General features: G+C 68.5%; 15 protein-coding genes. 11 read left to right on the top strand and 4 right to left on the bottom strand.

Going from position 1 to position 18,425, the window contains the following annotated elements:
• Positions 1 to 26: 26 nt before the first annotated feature.
• Positions 27 to 959: a class I SAM-dependent methyltransferase gene (locus ACJH6J_RS02830; protein ID WP_406774760.1), complete on the bottom strand. Its 933-nt coding sequence runs from the start codon at positions 957 to 959 to the stop codon at positions 27 to 29.
• Between the two features lie 27 nt (positions 960 to 986).
• Positions 987 to 1,622, bottom strand: coding sequence for a TetR/AcrR family transcriptional regulator (locus ACJH6J_RS02825; protein WP_406774759.1), 636 nt, complete (start codon positions 1,620 to 1,622; stop codon positions 987 to 989).
• A 257-nt stretch (positions 1,623 to 1,879) separates the two neighbouring features.
• Here ACJH6J_RS02825 and ACJH6J_RS02820 point away from each other — a divergent pair, with 257 nt between their 5' ends.
• A complete protein-coding gene (locus ACJH6J_RS02820; RefSeq protein ID WP_406774758.1) occupies positions 1,880 to 4,054 on the top strand; it encodes an FUSC family protein in 2,175 nt (724 codons plus the stop codon).
• Here ACJH6J_RS02820 and ACJH6J_RS02815 read toward each other — a convergent pair whose 3' ends face one another.
• Both ACJH6J_RS02815 and ptsP read right to left on the bottom strand, forming a co-directional pair.
• Complete coding sequence (locus ACJH6J_RS02815) at positions 4,055 to 5,029, bottom strand: pirin family protein (protein WP_406774757.1); 975 nt, start codon at positions 5,027 to 5,029, stop codon at positions 4,055 to 4,057.
• 64 nt (positions 5,030 to 5,093) lie between these two features.
• Entirely contained in the window at positions 5,094 to 6,821 is a 1,728-nt protein-coding gene (gene ptsP, locus ACJH6J_RS02810; protein WP_406774756.1) for a phosphoenolpyruvate--protein phosphotransferase, read from the bottom strand.
• A 102-nt stretch (positions 6,822 to 6,923) separates the two neighbouring features.
• Between ptsP and ACJH6J_RS02805 the strand changes: the two genes are divergently transcribed.
• The 10 genes from ACJH6J_RS02805 to ACJH6J_RS02760 all read left to right on the top strand — a co-directional run bounded on the left by ACJH6J_RS02805 (position 6,924) and on the right by ACJH6J_RS02760 (position 18,416).
• On the top strand, positions 6,924 to 7,703 hold the full coding sequence (locus ACJH6J_RS02805) for a DeoR/GlpR family DNA-binding transcription regulator (RefSeq protein ID WP_212807866.1): 780 nt from the start codon (positions 6,924 to 6,926) through the stop codon (positions 7,701 to 7,703).
• Entirely contained in the window at positions 7,700 to 8,677 is a 978-nt protein-coding gene (gene pfkB, locus ACJH6J_RS02800; protein WP_406774755.1) for a 1-phosphofructokinase, read from the top strand. The genes ACJH6J_RS02805 and pfkB overlap by 4 nt, the downstream gene beginning before the upstream one ends.
• 25 nt (positions 8,678 to 8,702) lie before the next feature.
• On the top strand, positions 8,703 to 10,724 hold the full coding sequence (locus ACJH6J_RS02795) for a fructose-specific PTS transporter subunit EIIC (RefSeq protein WP_406803483.1): 2,022 nt from the start codon (positions 8,703 to 8,705) through the stop codon (positions 10,722 to 10,724).
• Positions 10,725 to 10,769: 45 nt separating this feature from the next.
• Positions 10,770 to 11,027: an HPr family phosphocarrier protein gene (locus ACJH6J_RS02790; RefSeq protein ID WP_020099974.1), complete on the top strand. Its 258-nt coding sequence runs from the start codon at positions 10,770 to 10,772 to the stop codon at positions 11,025 to 11,027.
• A 193-nt stretch (positions 11,028 to 11,220) separates the two neighbouring features.
• Positions 11,221 to 12,567: a type VII secretion-associated serine protease mycosin gene (gene mycP, locus ACJH6J_RS02785; RefSeq protein ID WP_212807863.1), complete on the top strand. Its 1,347-nt coding sequence runs from the start codon at positions 11,221 to 11,223 to the stop codon at positions 12,565 to 12,567.
• Positions 12,564 to 13,949: a type VII secretion protein EccE gene (eccE, locus tag ACJH6J_RS02780; RefSeq protein ID WP_212807862.1), complete on the top strand. Its 1,386-nt coding sequence runs from the start codon at positions 12,564 to 12,566 to the stop codon at positions 13,947 to 13,949. The genes mycP and eccE overlap by 4 nt, the downstream gene beginning before the upstream one ends.
• Positions 13,950 to 13,963: 14 nt before the next feature.
• Entirely contained in the window at positions 13,964 to 15,535 is a 1,572-nt protein-coding gene (locus tag ACJH6J_RS02775; RefSeq protein ID WP_212807861.1) for a PPE domain-containing protein, read from the top strand.
• Complete coding sequence (locus tag ACJH6J_RS02770; protein ID WP_212807860.1) at positions 15,532 to 15,870, top strand: YbaB/EbfC family nucleoid-associated protein; 339 nt, start codon at positions 15,532 to 15,534, stop codon at positions 15,868 to 15,870. Before ACJH6J_RS02775 ends, ACJH6J_RS02770 begins: the two co-directional genes overlap by 4 nt.
• A gap of 10 nt (positions 15,871 to 15,880) precedes the next feature.
• The gene (locus tag ACJH6J_RS02765; protein ID WP_212807859.1) at positions 15,881 to 17,065 is read left to right on the top strand and encodes a hypothetical protein; all 1,185 of its coding nucleotides are present in this window, start codon (positions 15,881 to 15,883) and stop codon (positions 17,063 to 17,065) included.
• Between the two features lie 157 nt (positions 17,066 to 17,222).
• Complete coding sequence (locus ACJH6J_RS02760) at positions 17,223 to 18,416, top strand: hypothetical protein (protein ID WP_244872715.1); 1,194 nt, start codon at positions 17,223 to 17,225, stop codon at positions 18,414 to 18,416.
• Positions 18,417 to 18,425 lie beyond the last annotated feature (9 nt).

Genomic DNA, 18,425 nt, shown 5'->3' with positions numbered 1-18,425 from the left:
TGGGCAGAAGGGTCAACTGCTGGCGATCAGCCCTTGCGCGCCGTCACGAAGGTGGAAAACGCCTTGTCATCGACGGTATCGACCTGCACCCAACGATTCAGCCGGCGCATCTCCTCCTGCGAGGTGACCGACGTCGACGACCAGCCGTGCGCGTCCAGCCACTCGGCCACGTCGGCGCGATCGGGATCCTCGTACATCAAATCCTGCACGTTCATCACCTGCCCCATGCCGAACTGGCCGGCGAGCTTGTCGAACCGGTCCCGCATCCGCTGGCGTCGTTCGGCGGCGTGCTCGCCGACCGTCTCGACCGAGATGCGGCTACCCGGCGCGCTCAGCGCGGTGATGTTCTCGAAGAGGCGGTCCTGCGCGTCAGCCGGCAGGTACATCAGCAGCCCTTCCGCCAGCCAGGCAGTCGGCGCCGAATCGTCGAACCCGGCTTCCCGCAATGCTTTCGGCCAGTCGTTACGCAGGTCGATCGGCAGCTGATGCAGCGTCGCCGCCGGCGTCGCGCCATGCGCCTTCAGGGTCTCGTCCTTGTACTCGAGCACCTTCGGCTGATCGATCTCGAACACCGTCGTGCCGGCCGGCCAGTCCAATCGGTAGGCCCGCGAATCCAGCCCGGACGCCAGGATCACCACCTGACGGATACCGGCCGCGGCGGCGTCGGCGAAGTAGGCATCGAAGAAGTGCGTGCGCACCGCCTGGTAGTTGCCCATGTGCTCGAGGACCGCGGCCACCTCGGGATCGGCGCCGGCCATCCGGTTGTTGAAATCGGCGTCGAGGATCGTCTCCCACACGCCGGTACCCGCGCCGGCCACCAGGATCTTCGCGAACGGATCGCGGATCAGCGCGTCATCGCGTTCGGTTTCCCCGGCCCGCGCGGCGGCCACCATCACCGCCGTCGCACCCACACTGCTCGCGATATCCCAGGTGTCGTCGTCGGAGCGCTCGCTGCCCATGTACCAGGTGTACCAGCTGATGCCGGTCTATTCGGTGACCTGCCACAGCTTGTTGGCCAGCAATAGTTCGAGCCGCTCGATGACGGCGGTCAGCTCCTGGTGGCTGCCGACATAGCCGGCGTAGAACCCCATGCCCCACATCACCGCGATGAGCATCTCCACCACCGTGGACACCTCGGTGTCGACGGCCAGTTCGCCGCGTTCGACGGCGTCGGTGACGGCCCAGGTCACGAAGTCACGGGAGGCCACGAGCGCGTCGTGTTCCTCCTGGCGCAATTCGGGATGTCGCTGTGCCTCGAGGATCGAGGTCACCAGGAACGCCGCAGCGGACCGGTCCTCGGAATCGGCCTGGATGGCGGCGACGAAAAACGACGACAGGCGCCGGATGAAGGTGGTCTCTTCCTCGGCCCGGCGACGGCCCGCAGCGACGACCATGGCGTTGGTCTGATCGAGGACCTCGCCGTAGAGCACACGCTTGTTCGCGAAGTAATGGTTGATCGCTGGGCGCGTCAGATCCGCACGGATCGCAATGGCTTGGAATGTTGCTGCGTCATAACCAAGTTCACTGAAAACCTCGCGTGCGGCGCGCAGGATGCGCTCACGAGTTTCGGCCGCCTTCGCCGCGGGAGGGCGACCCGGGCCACGGGTGGCGATGTACGGCATCGTCAAATTGTGCCATAGATCTCGGCCCGACCCTGCTCGTATGCGCGGGACAGCCGTCGAAATTGCTGCTCCCAGCAAACTTGCAGATCTGTCAACAACCGAAAGCTGCACGGCGTGCGGTTCCCGGCCGCGGGCCGGCGCCGATCGGTAGCCCGGCCAGGAACGACCGCCGGTGTGCCGGCGCCTGCGAAACACCGCGGCCACAGGCGTGTTGTTGCCGGCGCATGTCGACGTCAGCCAAATTAATGTTGGGCGCCATGGCGGGCGTGGTGTCGCGAGAGTCGCCGGCGTTGCGCCGGCAGCAGCTCGTCAGCCGGTTGCGCGACAAGGACCCCGAATACGACGCCCTCCGGCGCGCGACCCGCGCAGGTGTGGTGCTCCCGGTCGTCGCGATCGTCGGACTGGCCGTCGGTACCGCCGTCGGAAGCCGGTCGCAGACGACCATGTTCGCGATCTTCGGCGCCGTCGCGCTGCTGGTGGTGGTGGATTTCCCCGGCAACCGGCCGGCGCGGGCGCTGGCCTACGCCGGGCTCGGCTTCAACGGCGCGGTCCTGATCACGCTGGGCACCTTGCTGTCCCCCCATCCGTGGCTGGCGGTGCCGGCGATGTTCGCCATCGGGCTGCTCGTGACGTTCTCGGGTGTCCTCAGCGAGATCATCGCCGCCGGGCAGCGCTCCACCTTGATGACGTTCGTGCTGCCGGTGTGCACGCCGGCGGGACCCGTCCCCGATCGACTGCTCGGCTGGGCCGTGGCCTGGGCCATTGCCGTCCCGGCCGCGCTGTTCCTGTTGCCACCCACGCATCACGACGACCTGCGCAAGCACGCCGCGCAGGTGTGCCGCCTGCTGGCCGCCCGGCTCGAGGGGTCCGCGACGGCGCAGGAGCTCTTCGATGCGATGGAGGTGCTGGGCGACAACTTCCTCGGCGCCGACTTCCGCCCGGTCGGTCTGACCGCCGGCAGCCGCGCCCTGGTGCGGGTCGTCGACGACCTGCGCTGGCTGTGCGACCGTGCCACGGACGCCACCGGCTCCCTGCTCGCCGAGACCCGCGAACCGGCCATCCGGGTACTGAACGACTGCGCCCGGGTGCTGAGCACACCGCGCGCCGCGGGCCGCGATCGCTACCGCGCCGACCTGGCCGACGCCCTGACCGCGCATCGGGCCGCCACGCGCGGGCGCTACCGCGAGGACATCGAGCTGATCCGCGCCGAACCGGACGACCTGCTGGCCGTCGCGACGGGCCGAAAGCTGTTGCGGCTGCGCACGTTCTCGGCCTGTATCGGGGCGACCGGACGCGTCATCGGACTGGCAGCCGACGCCGACGCCCGGCCGGTGTGGGCCCGCGTCCTGGGTCGGCGACTGCCGGCGGCCGGGAACCTCGACCGCGTGCTGTCCGAATCCCAGGCCGTGTCAGCCATCCCGTCGGGATTCGTCGCGACACGAGCGGTGGTGGTTCAGAACAGCCTTCGTACCGGCATCGGCCTGGCCGTTGCGGTGGCCGTCGTCCATCTGTTTCCCCTGCAGCACGGTTTCTGGATCGCCATGGCATCGCTGTCGGTACTGCGCAGCAGCGCGCTGACCACCGGGACCCGCGTGTTGCGCGCCGTTGGCGGCACCGCGATCGGATTCCTCCTCGGCACCGTGGTGATCCACCTGATCGGCGCGAACCCCGTCCTGCTGTGGTTCGTCCTGCCCATCGTGGCGTTCGGTTCGGCCTATGTGCCCGATGTGTTCTCGTTCGTGGCGGGCCAGGCGATGTTCACCATGCTGGTGCTCACCATCTACAACCTGATCAGCCCGGCCGGCTGGCGCGTCGGGCTGATCCGGCTCGAGAACGTGTTGGTGGGTGCCGCGGTCGGCATCGTGGTGTCGCTGCTGCTGTGGCCGCGCGGGTCGGCGGCGGTCGTTCAGCGCGCGCTGGAAGCGGCGCGCGTCGCCGGTACCCGGTATCTGACCGCGGCCGTGCGGCGAGTGACCCGCGGCGCCTCCGAGGCTGCCACAGACCGGGTGCACGCCCTGAGCTTCGACGCGCTGACGGCCTCCCGGACCGTGGATGATGCGGTGCGCCACTTCCTTTCGGAGAGCAGCGGGGCGACAGAACTGCGGGCGCCGGTGGTCCGGGCGGCCAATCAGACGGTCCGGTTGCGGGCGGCGGCCGACCTCATCGCTGACGTCGTGCCACCGCCCCTGGCCCCGTATCGCGCCGCCCGCGAGGTCCTCGAAGCGCACACCGCGTCGATCTGCGCCCGGATCATGGGCACCGAAGACGCCGACGCCGCAGCGCGCACACCCATCAGTGACGATTTCGTGCTCGCCCTGCGCGCCGAGACCGGCGGCGGAAACTTGTCGGTCGAGGCCGCGCTGCCTCTGGTGACCGTCGCCGCCAGCCTCGGCGAGCTCGAACTCCTCTACCCGGAGACCGCGCCCGCGTGATCAGTGCCCGGGGCGGTGCGGCTTCAACGCGTTCGGCGGAATCGTGCCGAACTTGCCGGATTGGAAGTCCTCGAACGCCTCGATGAGCTCCGACTTGGAGTTCATCACGAACGGGCCGTAGTGGAAGACCGGTTCCCGGATCGGCTGACCGCCGAGCAACAGCACCTCGAGCGCGGGCCGGTTGGAATCCTGGCCTTCGTCGGCGGCGACGGTGATCCGGTCGCCCGGCCCCAGCACCGCCAGCTGACCCTGGTGGATGGGATGGCCGACGGGTCCGACGCTGCCACGTCCGGACAGGATGTAGACGAGCGCGTTGAAGTTGCGGTTCCACGGCAGGTCGAGGCGCGCGCCGGGCGCAATCGTCGCGTGCGCCATGGTGATCGGTGTGTGCGTACCGCCCGGGCCCTTGGCGTCGCCGATCTCGCCGGCGATGACGCGCACGAGCGCGCCGCCGTCGTCCGACGACAACAGGGTGACGTCGGGGCCCTCGATGGCCTGGTACCTGGGGGCAGCGAACTTGTCCTTCTTGGGCAGGTTCACCCACAGCTGCAGGCCGTGGAACAGTCCGCCGCTCTCGACCAGTTCGGCCGGCGGCGTCTCGATGTGCAGGATGCCCGACCCGGCGGTCATCCACTGCGTGGCACCGTCGGTGATCAGACCGCCGCCACCGTGGGAATCCTGGTGGGCGAAGCGGCCGTCGATCATGTAGGTCACCGTCTCGAACCCGCGGTGCGGGTGCCAGTCGGTGCCCCTCGGTTCACCGGGTTCGTACTCGACCTCACCCATCTGGTCCAGGTGGACGAACGGGTCGAGGTCGGCCGGGCTGACCCCGGCGAAGGCTCGGACCACCGGGAAGCCCTCGCCCTCATAGCCACGAGGGCCGGTGGTGATGGACCGCACCGGGCGTTCTGTGTCACTCGGCGCAGCGGAAGCAATACGCGGCAAGCTGATCGTGTCAGCGGTGATAGCAGGCATGTCACCTATAACCGGACTGCAGTCCGATTAATTCCGGGTGCTGTGCGCATCCGATAACCGCTGGTCAGCGGCTTGCCAGCGCAGCGAGCGCCGCGCTGCGGGCGTCCGCCGACGACTCGGCCGCCAGCGCCGCTTCCGCGGCCGCCCGGCACTGCTCGAGCGTCACCCCGGCGAGCGCGGCGCCGACCGCACGCACCGCAGCAGCCGCCGTCGACAGTGACGTCACGCCCAATCCGACAAGCACACACGCCAGCGCCGGATCGGCCGCGGCCTCCCCGCACACCCCGACCGGCTTGCCCTGCTCGGCACCCGCCTTGGCGGCCGTACCCACCAACGCCAGCACCGCCGGTTGCCACGGGTCGCTGAGCGTGGCCAGGTCGGCCGACATCCGGTCCGCCGCCATCGTGTACTGCGTCAGATCGTTGGTGCCGATCGACAAAAAGTCGACGTGTCGCAGAATCCGATCCGCCAACAACGCCGCGGCGGGCACCTCGATCATCACTCCGGGCGTCAGGCCGAACGACCGCACCTGTGCCGCAAAGGCTTTCGCTTCGGCGGGCGTCGCGATCATCGGGGCCATCACCCACGGACGCTGGCCGGTGGCGTCGGCCGCGGCCGCGATGGCCTGCAGTTGGCGGGTCAGCAGCTCCGGATTGCCCTGGGCGATGCGGATGCCGCGGACACCGAGCGCCGGATTGGCCTCATCGGCGTGCCCGGCGAAACGCAGCGGCTTGTCCGAACCCGCGTCGAGCGTGCGCACCACCACTTTCCGGTCCGGGAATGCCGCCAGCACGTCGCCGTAGATCTGCGCCTGCTCGTCGACGGTCGGTTCGAGATCGCGGTTCAGGAAGCACAATTCGGTGCGGAACAGACCGATGCCCTCCGCAGGCGTCTGCGCCGCCGCATGCGCCGCGGCACCGTCCTGCACGTTGGCGAGCACCGCGACTCGATGGCCGTCAGCAGTGACGCCCGGGCCACGCCAGCTGTCGGCGAGGTCGGCCTCGCGGCGCGCCTGGGCCACGGCCGCGGCCGCCAGGGTCGCGTCGGGCTCGATCTCCACCGTGCCGTTGGTGCCGTCCACCAGCACCATCGTTCCCGGCTGCACCTTCTCCAGCCCGGAAACGGCCACGACGCACGGGATGCCGAGCTGACGGGCGATGATCGCGGTGTGACTGGTCGGCCCACCCAGGCTGGTCACCAACGCGACCACCAGATTCGGGTCCAGGCCGGCAGTATCCGCAGGCGCCAGATCCTCGGCACACAGCACCGACGGCACATCCGGCACCGGCACCCCCGGCTCAGGAAGGCCACGCAGATCCGCGATCACCCGATCCCGGATATCCCTGAGGTCGGCGACCCGCTCGGCCATCAATCCACCCATGCGGGTGAACATCTCGACGAACTGGTCCGCGGTCGCGACGACGGCGCGGACTGCGGACATGCCGTCGGCGATGCGCTTCTCCGTCGCCGCCGCCCAGGCCCGGTCCTGCGCGAGCGTCGCCGTCGTGGCCAAGACTTCGGCCGCCGCGCCGGTCGCGCGCGCCGCGCGGTTGCGGAGCCGGTCCGCGACCGCCGACGAAGCCGCGGCGAAGCGCTCCCGCTCCCCCGCCCGTTCCGGCTCTTCCAGCTCGGCGGCGCCGTCATCGGCCTCCGGCGCGGGCCGGGGACCCGGCCACAGCACCGGCGCGTACCGCACTCCGCCGACGGCGGGCACGCCGCGCAGGACTACAGGTGCACTGCTGGTTTCCACGTCGACGACCCTTGGCGACGGGCTCACAAATGTCTGGCTCATGTGATGTAGATTACTCCGAACCGTTGACAAGTCAACACATCCAAGCGTAAAACAAACAATACAAAGATCGAACCGGATGGATTCCCACACAATTGGAGGGTCATGTACGCGGAAGAGCGGCAGCAAGCCATCGCCGCGCGAGTCCTCGCCGACGGCCGCGCCTCGGTCAACGACCTGGCCGAGGCCTACGACGTCACCACCGAAACCGTCCGCCGCGATCTCGACGTCCTCGACAAGGCCGGCGTCATCCGGCGCGTGCACGGGGGAGCGGTGCCCGCCCGCACCCTGCACCTGGTCGAGCAGGGCGTCGTCCAGCGCGATTCCACGCAGACCCAGCAGAAGGCCGCCATCGCGGCCGCAGCCGTCGCCTTCCTGCCCGCCACCGGCGGGACGGTGCTGATCGACGCCGGCACCACCACCGCGCGCATCGCCGAGCTCATCCCCACCGACCGCGACCTCGTCGTCATCACCAACTCCATTCCCGCCGCCGCAAAGCTGACATCCAACCCGACGGTGTCCCTGCAATTGCTGGGCGGCCGCGTCCGCAGCCTCACCCAGGCCGTGGTGGGGGAGCAGGCCCTGCGGACACTCGACTCACTGCGCGTCGACGTCGCCTTCCTCGGCACCAACGGCATCAGCGTCCGACACGGTTTCTCCACCCCGGACAGCGACGAGGCCGCCATCAAGCGCGCCATGGTCCACTGCGCCAACCATGTTGTGGTGACGGCGGATTCGAGCAAGTTCGGCAGGGAAGACCTCGTCAGTTTCGCGCCGCTGTCGGCGGTTCGCACCGTCGTCACCGACACCGATATCCGCCCCCACGAGCGCCAAGAGCTCATCGACGCCGGCGTCGACGTCATCTGCGCGGAGAGTGAATCATGATCGTCACCGTCACCCTGAACCCGAGCCTCGACCGCACCGTCACGCTCGACGAGCCGCTGACCAGGGGAGCGGTGCACCGCCTCACCCCCGTCTCCACCGAGCCAGGAGGTAAGGGCGTCAACGTATCTCGCGCACTGACCCAGAACGGTGTCGACACCCTCGCGCTGCTGCCGGCAGCCGACCACGATCCGATCCTGACAGGGCTGACGACGCGCGGCGTGCCGTTCCACAACATCACCATCCCGGGCACCGTGCGCAGCAACCTCACCATCACCGAAAAAGACGGCACCACAACCAAACTCAACGAGCCGGGGGCCCACCTGGATGCCGCCGCACTGGCGACCCTGACCGCCGCCGTCTGCGACCACGCAGCGGGGGCCACCTGGGTCGTGCTGTCCGGATCGCTGCCCCCCGGGGTGCCCGACGACTGGTACGCCGGCATCGCGGCCCGGCTGGCGGCACTGCCATGCGGCGTGGCGGTGGACACCTCCGAACGTCCGCTCACCGCCCTGGCAGAAGCCTTCGAATCCGCGGCGCCCGACCTCATCAAACCGAACTCCGAGGAACTGGCCTGGCTGACCGGGCGCTCCGCATCGGAGCTGGAAGACGCTGCCGCACAGGGCGATCCGATGCCGGTGGTATCCGCCGCGCGGCAGCTCGTCGACCGCGGGGCCGGCACCGTGCTCGTCACCCTCGGCGGCGCGGGCGCCGTCCTCGTCGACCGCGACGGCACCTGGGCCGCCACGGCCCCGTCGATCGTGCCGCGCAGCACCGTCGGAGCGGGTGACGCGTCGCTCGCGGGCTATCTCGCCGCCACCATCGCCGGTGCCGCACCCGCGCAGCGGCTGCAGACCGCCGTCGCGTACGGCAGCGCCGCTGCCGCCCTGCCGGGTTCCGCACTGCCCGGCCCGGACCAGATCGACGTGAAAGCCGTTCAGGTCCACGCCGTCACGTCCGCCTCCGCCCACCTCTGATCCGTTCTATTCAAAAGGAACACCCATGCCGATCATCACCTCGGACCTCGTCGCACTCGACGTCGACGCCGGCCCCGACAAGCAGAATGTGATCGAACTGCTGGCCGCCCGGATGGCCGAAACAGGCCGCGCCACCAACGGAGACGGACTCGTCGAAGCCGCCCTGGCGCGCGAAGCCCAGTCCGCCACCGGGCTTCCCGGCGGCATCGCCATCCCCCATTGCCGATCGCCCCACGTCGACGAACCGACGATCGGGTTTGCCCGCCTGGCGCCCGCGGTCCCGTTCGGCGCACCCGACGGCCCCGCCGACCTCGCCTTCCTCATCGCCGCCCCGGACTCCGGCGGTGCCGAGCACATGAAGCTGCTGTCCAGCCTGGCCCGGGCCCTGGTCCGCAAGGACTTCGTCGAACAGCTGCGGGGCGCGGGCACCGCCGATGAGGTGGTCGAACTCGTCGAAGGCGTGGTCGCCCCGACACCGGCAGCCGCGGTCACACCCCCGGCGCCGACCCCCGCCGCACCTGCTGCCGAACCGGCGCCCACGGCCTCGATCATCGCGATCACGGCCTGTCCCACCGGAATTGCCCACACCTACATGGCCGCCGATGCCCTGAAACTGGCCGCCGGCCGCGCCGGGGTGCACTTCAGCGTCGAAACCCAGGGCTCGTCCGGGTCCACCCCACTGTCCCCCGAAACCATCGCCGCGGCCGACGCCGTCATCTTCGCCACCGATGTCGGGGTCAAGGACAAGCAGCGCTTCGCCGGCAAGCCCGTCGTCGCCTCCGGTGTGAAGCGGGCCATCAACGAACCCGACACCATGATTGCCGAAGCCGTTGCCGCGGCGAAGGATCCGCAGGCCCCCCGAGTCCAGGGCGAGACCGCCGGGGCCGCCACCACCGATACTCGCGGCGGGCTGGGCTGGGGCACCCGGCTGCGCCAGATCCTGCTGACGGGCGTCAGCTACATGATCCCGTTCGTGGCGGCCGGCGGTCTGCTGATCGCGCTCGGCTTCCTGTTCGCGGGATATGAGATCGCCAACAAGCCTGCCGGGCAATCGGATTCGCTCGCACACATCATCGCGACCACCAACTCGCTGACCAACCTGCCCGCAGGCGGGCTCATGCAGTACCTCGGTGCCGTGCTCTTCACCTTGGGCGGGCTGGCCTTCGGCTTCCTGGTCCCCGCGCTCGCCGGGTACATCTCGTTCGCCATCGCCGACCGCCCCGGTATCGCACCGGGTTTCACCGCGGGCGCAGTGGCCGTCACCGTCGGCGGCGGATTCATCGGCGGCATCGTCGGCGGCCTGATCGCCGGGTTCGCCGCCCTGTGGATCAGCTCGTTCAAGGTGCCCCAGTGGTTCCGCGGCCTGATGCCGGTGGTGGTGATCCCACTCGGCGCCTCGCTGATCGTCGGCCTGTCGATGTTCCTGCTGCTGGGCCGTCCGCTGGCCGCCGTCACCTCCGGGCTGACCCACTGGCTCGGCAGCATGTCCGGCAGTTCACTGATCCTGCTGGGCGTCATCCTCGGCCTGATGATGTGCTTCGACCTGGGCGGACCGGTCAACAAGGCCGCCTACTCCTTCGCCGCCGCCGGACTGAACATCACCGACGTCGCGTCGCTGCGGATCATGGCCGCCGTCATGGCCGCCGGAATGGTGCCGCCGCTGGCCATGGCGTTGGCCTCGGCGGTCCGGCCCCGGCTGTTCACCGAACCCGAACGCGAAAACGGCCGGGCCGCATGGCTTCTCGGCGCATGCTTCATCAGCGAGGGCGCCATCCCGTTCGCCGCCGCCGATCCGCTGCGGGTCATCCCGTCGATGATGTTCGGCGGCGCGGTGACCGGCGCCCTGGTCATGACGTTCGACGTGACCTCCAAGGCACCGCACGGCGGCATCTTCGTCTTCTTCGCCATCGGCAACCTCATCTGGTTCGTGGTGGCCGTCGTCGTCGGCGCCGTCTGCAGCGCGCTCGCGGTGATCGCCGCCAAGAGCGCCGGCCGGTCGCTCCCGCCGGTCGACACCACCGCGGCCCTGCAGCCGGCCAACAGCTAGAACGTCCCGATCAAGCAACAAACCCAACAATCACAAGGAGAAGCAATGCCCAGCAAGACCGTCACCGTCGGATCCGCCATCGGCCTGCACGCCCGTCCGGCGGCCGTCATCTCCGAGGCCGTCATCAATTCCGGTGCCCAGGTCACCCTCGCGGTCGACGGCGGGGAACCCGTGGACGCCGGCTCGGCACTGATGATCATGACGCTCGGGGCAGGCAACGGAGCGCAGGTGACGGTGGCCTCCGACGACGAAACCGCCCTGGCCACCGTCGCTGACCTGGTGGCACAGGACCTCGACGCCTGACGGGCACGGCTCGGGGTCACTCCCAGCAGCCACAGAAAGCGCACAGAGCCCCCACTACGCACCACTAGTATGAATTCGTGCTACATGCGTATGGGGAGGGCATCGCGGTTCGCGGCGGTGTCGTAGCGGGAAAAATGTCACGGGGGACTCGGAACATCACGAGCGGTCGTCCCCATGGTGGGGGCGGTTGCTCGTGCGTCGTCTAGCCGCCGTAGCTGCTGCGTTGCTGCTGGCTGTCGCCAGCGCCCCGCCCGCACTCGCCATCGAACCGCCGGCCATCGACCCCGGCGCCGTCCCGCCCGACGACACCGGCCCCGATCAGCCGATGGAGCAGCGCAAGATCTGCTCCGCACCGACCGTGCTGCCGAACACCAACTTCGCCGACAAGCCGTGGGCGGCCGACTATCTGCACCTCGCCGAGGCACAGAAGTTTGCGACGGGAGCAGGCGTCACCGTCGCCGTCATCGACACCGGCGTGAACGCCTCGCCGCGGGTCCCCGCCGAGCCCGGCGGCGACTTCGTCGACAAGGGCGGCAACGGCCTGTCGGACTGCGATGCCCACGGCACCCTGACCGCGTCGATCATCGCCGGCCGTCCGGCACCGACGGACGCGTTCATCGGCGTCGCGCCCGAAGCCCGCATCCTATCGCTGCGCCAGACCTCGGAGGCATTTCAGCCGAAAGACTCCCGCAGCGATCCCAACGATCCGAACACCACCCAGACCGCCGGGTCGCTGCGCAGCCTCGCTCGCGCCATCGTGCACGCGGCGAACCTGGGTGCACAGGTCATCAACATTTCCGAGGCCGCCTGCTACAAGGTGACCCGGGCCATCAACGAGACCGGCGTCGGTTCCGCCATCGCCTACGCGGTGAACGTCAAGAACGCCGTGGTCATCGTGGCCGCCGGCAACACCGGCCAGGACTGCAACCAGAACCCGCCGCCGGACGTCAGTGTGCCGTCGGACCCGCGGGGCTGGAAGCAGGTGCAGACCATCGTCTCGCCGGCCTGGTACTCGCCGCTGGTGCTGACCGTCGGCGGCATCGGGCCGCAGGGCCAGCCCAGCAACTTCTCGATGTCCGGCCCCTGGGTCGGTGCCGCCGCCCCCGCCGAAGGCGACACCGCACTGGGCTACGACGGCAATCCCGTCAACGCGCTGAACGGACAGGACGGCCCCATCCCCATCAACGGCACATCGTTCGCCGCGGCGTACGTCTCGGGCCTGGCGGCCCTGCTGCGGCAGCGTTTCCCCGACCTGACCGCCGCACAGATCGTCACCCGCATCACCGCGACGGCACGCCATCCCGGTGGGGGAGTGGACAACTACGTCGGCGCCGGTGTCATCGACCCGGTGGCGGCGCTGACGTGGGACGTTCCCGCCGGCCCCAAGCAGGCGCCCTACCAGGTCAAGAGCATTCCGCCGCCGGTGTACATCCCGCCGCCGGACCGCGGGCCGATCACGATGGTCGTCGTGGCCGGTGCCGCGCTGATCGTGCTGCTCGGCCTGGGTGCGGTGACCCGCCGTGCGCTGAGGCGCCGATGAGGCACTTCGGGCTCCGCTTCACCACGGGGCACCTGCTGTGGGCGGCAACGCTGGTGCCGGCGGTCGTGCTGCTGTGCATGCATTTCAATCTGCTGTGGCTGGGCATCACCCTCGGTGTCCTGATCGCGCTGTTCTCGGTCCTCGCCATCCGCGGGCGGCGGCTGACAGGCTGGATCGCCGCGATGTTCGCCTGGCAGCGCCGACGCAAGGTCGCCCCGCCGGCACCGTCGGAACCGGCCGTCGGCGCGACGGTCATGCCCGGCGACCACGTCGCGGTGCGCTGGCTGGGTGACCACCTGGTCTCGCTTGTCGAACTGGTGCCGCGCTCGTTCACCCCGACCGTCATCGTCAACGGCGAGGCCTTCACCGACGACAACCTCGACACCCGACTGGTGGAGCAGCTGCTCGCGGCGCACGCACCGGATCTCGAGGCGGACATCGTCTCGGCCGGCTACCGCGTCGGCAAGACCGCGCCCTCGAGTGTCGTCGCGCTGTACGAGCAGGTGGTCGGCCCCTACGCCGCCCCCGCCAACCGGCGGACCTGGATCGTGTTGCGCGCCGACCCCGACGAGACCCGCCGGTCGGCCCTGCGCCGCGGCACCGGGGTCTCCGGCCTGGCCAGCTACCTGGTGGCGACCACCACCCGCATCGCCGATCAATTGGCCAGCCACGGCATCGACGCCCGCCCCGCCCGCAGCTTCGAGGAGTACGACCGCGCGACCGCGATCAGCTTCGAGCGCGAGACGTGGTCAACCATCAAGGGCCGCAGCACATTTACCGCGGCCTACTCGGCACCCGGCGGTCCCAACATGTGGTGGTCGGCGCGCGCCGACCACACGATCACCCGCGTCCGGGTCAAGCCGGGTCAAGCGCCGACGGCGACCGTGCTGCTGACCACGCTGGCCACGCCGACGACGCCGCGCGGTTTCTCGTGTCTGTTCGGTGGCCAACGCGCCGCGCTGGAGGGGCTGAGCCCGATCACCGACCGGCACTACGAGCTGCCGATCGGCTCGGCCGGCGTCCTCGTGGGGGAGACCGCCGACCGCTACCCGGTGTACATGCCGTTCGACAACGTGGACTCGACGATCAACCTCGGCGACGCACACGTGTTCACCCAGTTCGTGGTCCGCTCGGCGGCGGCAGGGGCCGTCGTCACCTTGGCGCCGCAGTTCAAGGAATTCGCGGGGTTCATCAACGCCCGGATCGGGAACGTTCCGAAGGTGGTGTGGCCCAACGCCACCACCTACCTCGGTCCACACCCGGGTATTTCACGAATTCTGTTGCGCCACAACTTCATCGATACCCCGCGCCACCGTCAGCTGCCCATCCAGCTGATCAACCCGCGCGAGGAGAGCCGGTTCCAGATGGCGCTGGAGAAGTGAGGGGGAGCAAGTAGATGGCTGGAAAACTGAAAGTCTCCTCGGAGACGCTGAACGCCAAGGCCGCTGAAGTCGACGTAGACCTGCCGACCTTGCCGCCGGCGCCCAATGCGCCATGCGAGTTGACCATCGCGCAAGAGGCCACCGGTTTCCTCAAGAACAACCTGCAGCAGCTCGACGCCGCACTCAAGGCTGGGCGGGCTCAGAATCGGCGACTGGCGGCCTGCCTACGGGCGGCCGCCGCGGCTTACGACGCTGCCGACGCAGCCGGGAAATCCGGCATCAATGCCACCGAGCTGGGCGCTGGCGGTGGTGCACCGATCACGCCCAACCTGCCCCCGGCACCAGCCCCTTCAGACCCGGTCGGCAGCTTGCCCTGGATGCTCGAATCGCTTGGCGGAGCCGAATCGCACCCCAGCAATCCCGGCATGGACTGGGAGGTGGCCGCCAAGCAGATCAACGGCGGCGACCAGGGCGCCTCGATGATCGAGTTCGGCGCGAAAATGACTGCAGTGGCAGCGAAACTGGCTGAACTGAACGGCAAGTTCAACATGGCGGGCGTCGAGTGGGAAGGCGACGCTGCCGAAGCCGCGGAGACGGCGCTGAAGGACTACTCGACGTGGCTGACGGCGATGACCGCGGCAGCGAACAACCTGGCCGTCCAGGCCATCGAACTATCCACGATCCATGGCGGCAGGCGACCCGAGCATCCCAGCATGCAGGACGTGGCGGACTACGAGAACGCCAGCGTGCTCGCGACAGTCGGTCAGGCGGCATACGACTTCTTCACCGGCCACGCCACCAAGCAGCAAGAATCCGACACCGTACGAGCCAAGTACGCGCAGCAGGCGACGATCCGATCCCTCGTCACCCCGCCACCACCCAACTTCGGGTCGAGCCCGTGGCCGGCCGTCAAGCCGGGAGACGTGGCGAAGAAAGACGGCAACGGCACAGGCGCGCCCCAAGGACCTGGTGGAGGTGGACCATCGGCCGGTGGCGGCGGTGGCACCCCGAGTGGTGCGACGCCATCGATTCCGGAGTCGCCGAGCGTCAGCCCGGCTTCTGCCGGTGAGCAGAAGCCCGCAGGCGGCGGATCACCCTCTGGCGGTTCACCTTCCGGTGGCGGCTCGCCGTCAGGCGGCTCCGGACAGGGTTCACCGAGCGGTGGCATGCCCGGCGGCTTGGGCGGCGACAAGCCGGAGATGCCGAGTCTGCCCGACGGCCCCGGCGTGAGCCCGGCGTCCGCGGGCGGCGGCGCGGGCGGCGGGTCCGGAGGCGGTGGCGGTGGGCTGGGCGGCCAGCCCATGCAGCCGGCAGCCGTCGCGCCCGCGGTGGGTGCCGGTGGTGCGGCAGCCGGTGGCGCCAGCCAGGCCGCGGGCCGCCCTCCGGTCGGCGGCGGCGGTATGGGTGGCGGCATGGGTGGCGGCATGGGCGGCCACGGCGCTGGCCGCGAAGGCGGCAAGGAGAAGAAGCGCAACGCGAACCTGTCGCCCGACGAGGTCCTGTACAAGGAGGACCGGGCCTTCACCGACGGCGTCATCGGACACCGGCGTCGCACCAAGATCGATGACAAGAAGGACACCAAATGATCGAGATGCACCCCGAGGTCGCTGCGGTTCTCCAGCAGGCCCAGCGTCTGCAGTCGGTCATGGACGAGCAGCTCGCCAAGATGAACACCGAGTCGTTCACCGCGACCGACGAGGCCAAGACCGTCGAGGTCACGCTCAACGGCCACCACTGGCTGACGGACCTGTTCATCGAGGACGGCCTGCTGCGCCTCGGCGCGGAAACCGTCGAAGCCCGCATCAACGAGGCCTTGGGCAACGCGACGGCGAAGGCCACCGAGTCCATCAACGCCGACCGGGCCCGCCTCAACGAGCTCGTCGCCGAGATCACGGCCGGTAATCCGCCCGCCCAGCCGTAGCGGTCACTGAATGAAGATCGCCAAGCTGGCCGCGGCGACCGCGGCCGTGGCACTGTTGGCCGGCTGCACCACGGTGACGACCGGCGATGCCACGAAAGACCCGTCATTCAAGCCGGGTGACGCCATAGTCAGCCTGCTGAACCCGGGCAACTACCCGACGGTGCCGAAGCCCGGACCAGCCATGAAACCCGGGCCCGAGAGCGGCCGGATTATCGACGGCGAACGCATGGGTGACTACGTGGTCGGGCCATGGGAGATTGACCCGCAGCTACTGCACGTCGGCTTCACTTCGACCGGTCTGTTGTTCAGTGTCGTATCGCTCCTGTCGCCCGAGCTCGACCAACTGGCGCAACAGCACCACTTGATCTACGGATTCGGCTCCGGCCGCCACACGGACGTCGACGCCGACCACCTCCGCAAACTGCAGAACACCGTTTTGCGCTTTCCAAGCCCCGACGAAGCGGCTGCCGCAGCATCTGGTTTCTACACACGGCACCCGGGCATCCACGATCCCTCGACGAAACTCAATCTCCCGATACCCGGACATCCGGAATCGCAGGCGCTCCAAGTCACCATGCCTGATGGAACGTTCGCCACCTCGATCATCTCCCCGCATGGCCCATATGTGTTGATTCAAAGCGGCACAGCACAGGAAAGCCCCGGCGTTTCATTGCAACTGGCGACCAAGTCGTTAGACCTTCAGGCAAGTCGAATCGACAACTTCAAGCCCACCGATCCCAGTCAGTTCGCCACCATGCAGACCGATCCAGAAGGACTGTTGAGCAGGACGGTGCCCACCAAGGAACACAAGGCAAACCAGGGCTTGTGGGGGCCACGCGGCCTCCTTCATTTCGAAGACGACCCAGTCCAAACCGCCGCGGCATTGACGGCAGCCGGCGTCGACGTCATCTCGGTACGCGGTACCTACCTCTACCGGGCCAAAGACGCCACGACCGCGGCGCAGCTCGCGCAGAAGCTCGCCGAGCCTGGCGGTAGCAGCCCCAGCGAACCTGGCCCGACCGTACCCGGACTCCCCGCGGCCAAGTGCCGGGCGATCAATTATGCGGAAGTGAAAGCGCTTGTCTACGACTGCACCGCGTCATTCGATAGGTGGGTGTACGTGGCTTCCTCGTTGCAGCCGTTCGACGCCACACAACGAATGGCATCCCAATACCTGCTGCTGACCGCGAAATAGCGGCACCTGGTTCAACTCGCGTTCGGCCGCCTTCAGGCCGTCCGGCCGTTGCCGCGGCGGGCTGAGGCACTCAGGCGCTCGAGTGCGTACAGTTCGCGGAGAGTCACTGCGCAACGCAACGGGGAGCCGGCGCAGTCGGGAGACGATGGGGAACGTCATGAAGACCGCCAAGTTGGCCGTAGCGACGGTCGCAGTGGCACTGCTGGCCGCCTGCACAACGATAACGAACGGCGACGCGACGAAAGACCCCTCGTTCAGGCCTGGTGACGCCATCGTCAGCCTGTTGAACCCCGGGAACTATCCGACGGCACCCAAGCCCGGGCCCGCGCTGAAACCAGGCGCCGAATCTGGACGCCTCATCGATGCCGAACGGCTTGGCGAATTTGTCGTCGGACCGTGGGAAGTCGATCCCACCCTGATCAGCATCGGGGTGAACGTGACGGGCGTATTTCTCGACGCCGACCGCCTAAACAGCGTCGAGCCCGGCCCGATGAAGCAGATCGCCAAAGATCATCAGCTGATCAACGGGTTCGGCTCAGGTCGTGGCACCATTCGCGGCGCGGATCACGACAACCAGTTAGTGATTCTGGTACTGCGATTCCCAACAGCCGACCTGGCCAACGACGCTGCCCGCCAATTCGCGGCACAGGCCCCGACAATAGATCCAGCCTCACCCAATCAACCGATATCAATTCCAGGACATCCCGAGGCGCTCGCGCACGCAGCCACCACGTCAGAGCGAAGTTTCACAGTCAGCTCCTATACTCCGCACGGGCCATACGTGCTGTATCAATACGCTTCGAGTGACGTAAACCGCGACACCGCAACACAATTCGTTGCAAAGGTGCTGGATATGCAGACTTCACGCATCGACAAGTTCCAGCCAACCGATCCAGCGCAGTTCGCCACCATGCAAACCGATCCCGAAGGCCTACTCAGCCGGACAGTTCCCACGAAGGAACACAAGAGCAATCAGGGCCTATGGGGGCCACGCGGCATCCTTCATTTCAGTGACGACCCGTTACTCACGAGCACCGCCCTGACACCAGCCGGCGTTGACGTCGTTTCGGTACGCGGCACCCATCTGTACCGGGCCAAAGACGCCGCCGCAGCGACGCAGCTGGCGCAAAAGTTCGCCGAGCCTGACGCCAAGAACCCAAGTGAACCTGGTCCCGCCGTGCCCGGCCTGCCCTCAGCGAAGTGCCAGGCAACCGATGTCGCTGACGTCAAAGCCCGGGTCTACTCCTGCGCGGCAGCGCTGGACCGGTGGGTCTATACGGCAGCATCATTGCAACCATTCGACGCCACACAACGAATGGCGTCCCAGTATCTGCTGCTGACTGCGAAATAATCGGACCAC

This window comes from Mycobacterium sp. SMC-18 (assembly GCF_045310895.1).
Taxonomy (GTDB): Bacteria; Actinomycetota; Actinomycetes; order Mycobacteriales; family Mycobacteriaceae; genus Mycobacterium.
This window is presented reverse-complemented; position numbering and strand designations above follow the sequence as displayed.

What these genes read in the sequence shown, in the direction of transcription:
- ACJH6J_RS02760 (WP_244872715.1), top strand. Translation starts at nt 17,223, where the DNA reads ATGAAGACCGCCAAGTTGGCCGTAGCGACGGTCGCAGTGGCACTGCTG.
- ACJH6J_RS02775 (WP_212807861.1), top strand. Translation starts at nt 13,964, where the DNA reads ATGGCTGGAAAACTGAAAGTCTCCTCGGAGACGCTGAACGCCAAGGCC.
- ACJH6J_RS02795 (WP_406803483.1), top strand. Translation starts at nt 8,703, where the DNA reads ATGCCGATCATCACCTCGGACCTCGTCGCACTCGACGTCGACGCCGGC.
- pfkB (WP_406774755.1), top strand. Translation starts at nt 7,700, where the DNA reads ATGATCGTCACCGTCACCCTGAACCCGAGCCTCGACCGCACCGTCACG.
- ACJH6J_RS02790 (WP_020099974.1), top strand. Translation starts at nt 10,770, where the DNA reads ATGCCCAGCAAGACCGTCACCGTCGGATCCGCCATCGGCCTGCACGCC.
- ACJH6J_RS02830 (WP_406774760.1), bottom strand. Translation starts at nt 959, where the DNA reads ATGGGCAGCGAGCGCTCCGACGACGACACCTGGGATATCGCGAGCAGT.
- eccE (WP_212807862.1), top strand. Translation starts at nt 12,564, where the DNA reads ATGAGGCACTTCGGGCTCCGCTTCACCACGGGGCACCTGCTGTGGGCG.
- ACJH6J_RS02765 (WP_212807859.1), top strand. Translation starts at nt 15,881, where the DNA reads ATGAAGATCGCCAAGCTGGCCGCGGCGACCGCGGCCGTGGCACTGTTG.
- ACJH6J_RS02815 (WP_406774757.1), bottom strand. Translation starts at nt 5,029, where the DNA reads ATGCCTGCTATCACCGCTGACACGATCAGCTTGCCGCGTATTGCTTCC.
- ACJH6J_RS02825 (WP_406774759.1), bottom strand. Translation starts at nt 1,622, where the DNA reads ATGCCGTACATCGCCACCCGTGGCCCGGGTCGCCCTCCCGCGGCGAAG.
- ACJH6J_RS02770 (WP_212807860.1), top strand. Translation starts at nt 15,532, where the DNA reads ATGATCGAGATGCACCCCGAGGTCGCTGCGGTTCTCCAGCAGGCCCAG.
- ACJH6J_RS02820 (WP_406774758.1), top strand. Translation starts at nt 1,880, where the DNA reads ATGGCGGGCGTGGTGTCGCGAGAGTCGCCGGCGTTGCGCCGGCAGCAG.
- ACJH6J_RS02805 (WP_212807866.1), top strand. Translation starts at nt 6,924, where the DNA reads ATGTACGCGGAAGAGCGGCAGCAAGCCATCGCCGCGCGAGTCCTCGCC.
- ptsP (WP_406774756.1), bottom strand. Translation starts at nt 6,821, where the DNA reads ATGAGCCAGACATTTGTGAGCCCGTCGCCAAGGGTCGTCGACGTGGAA.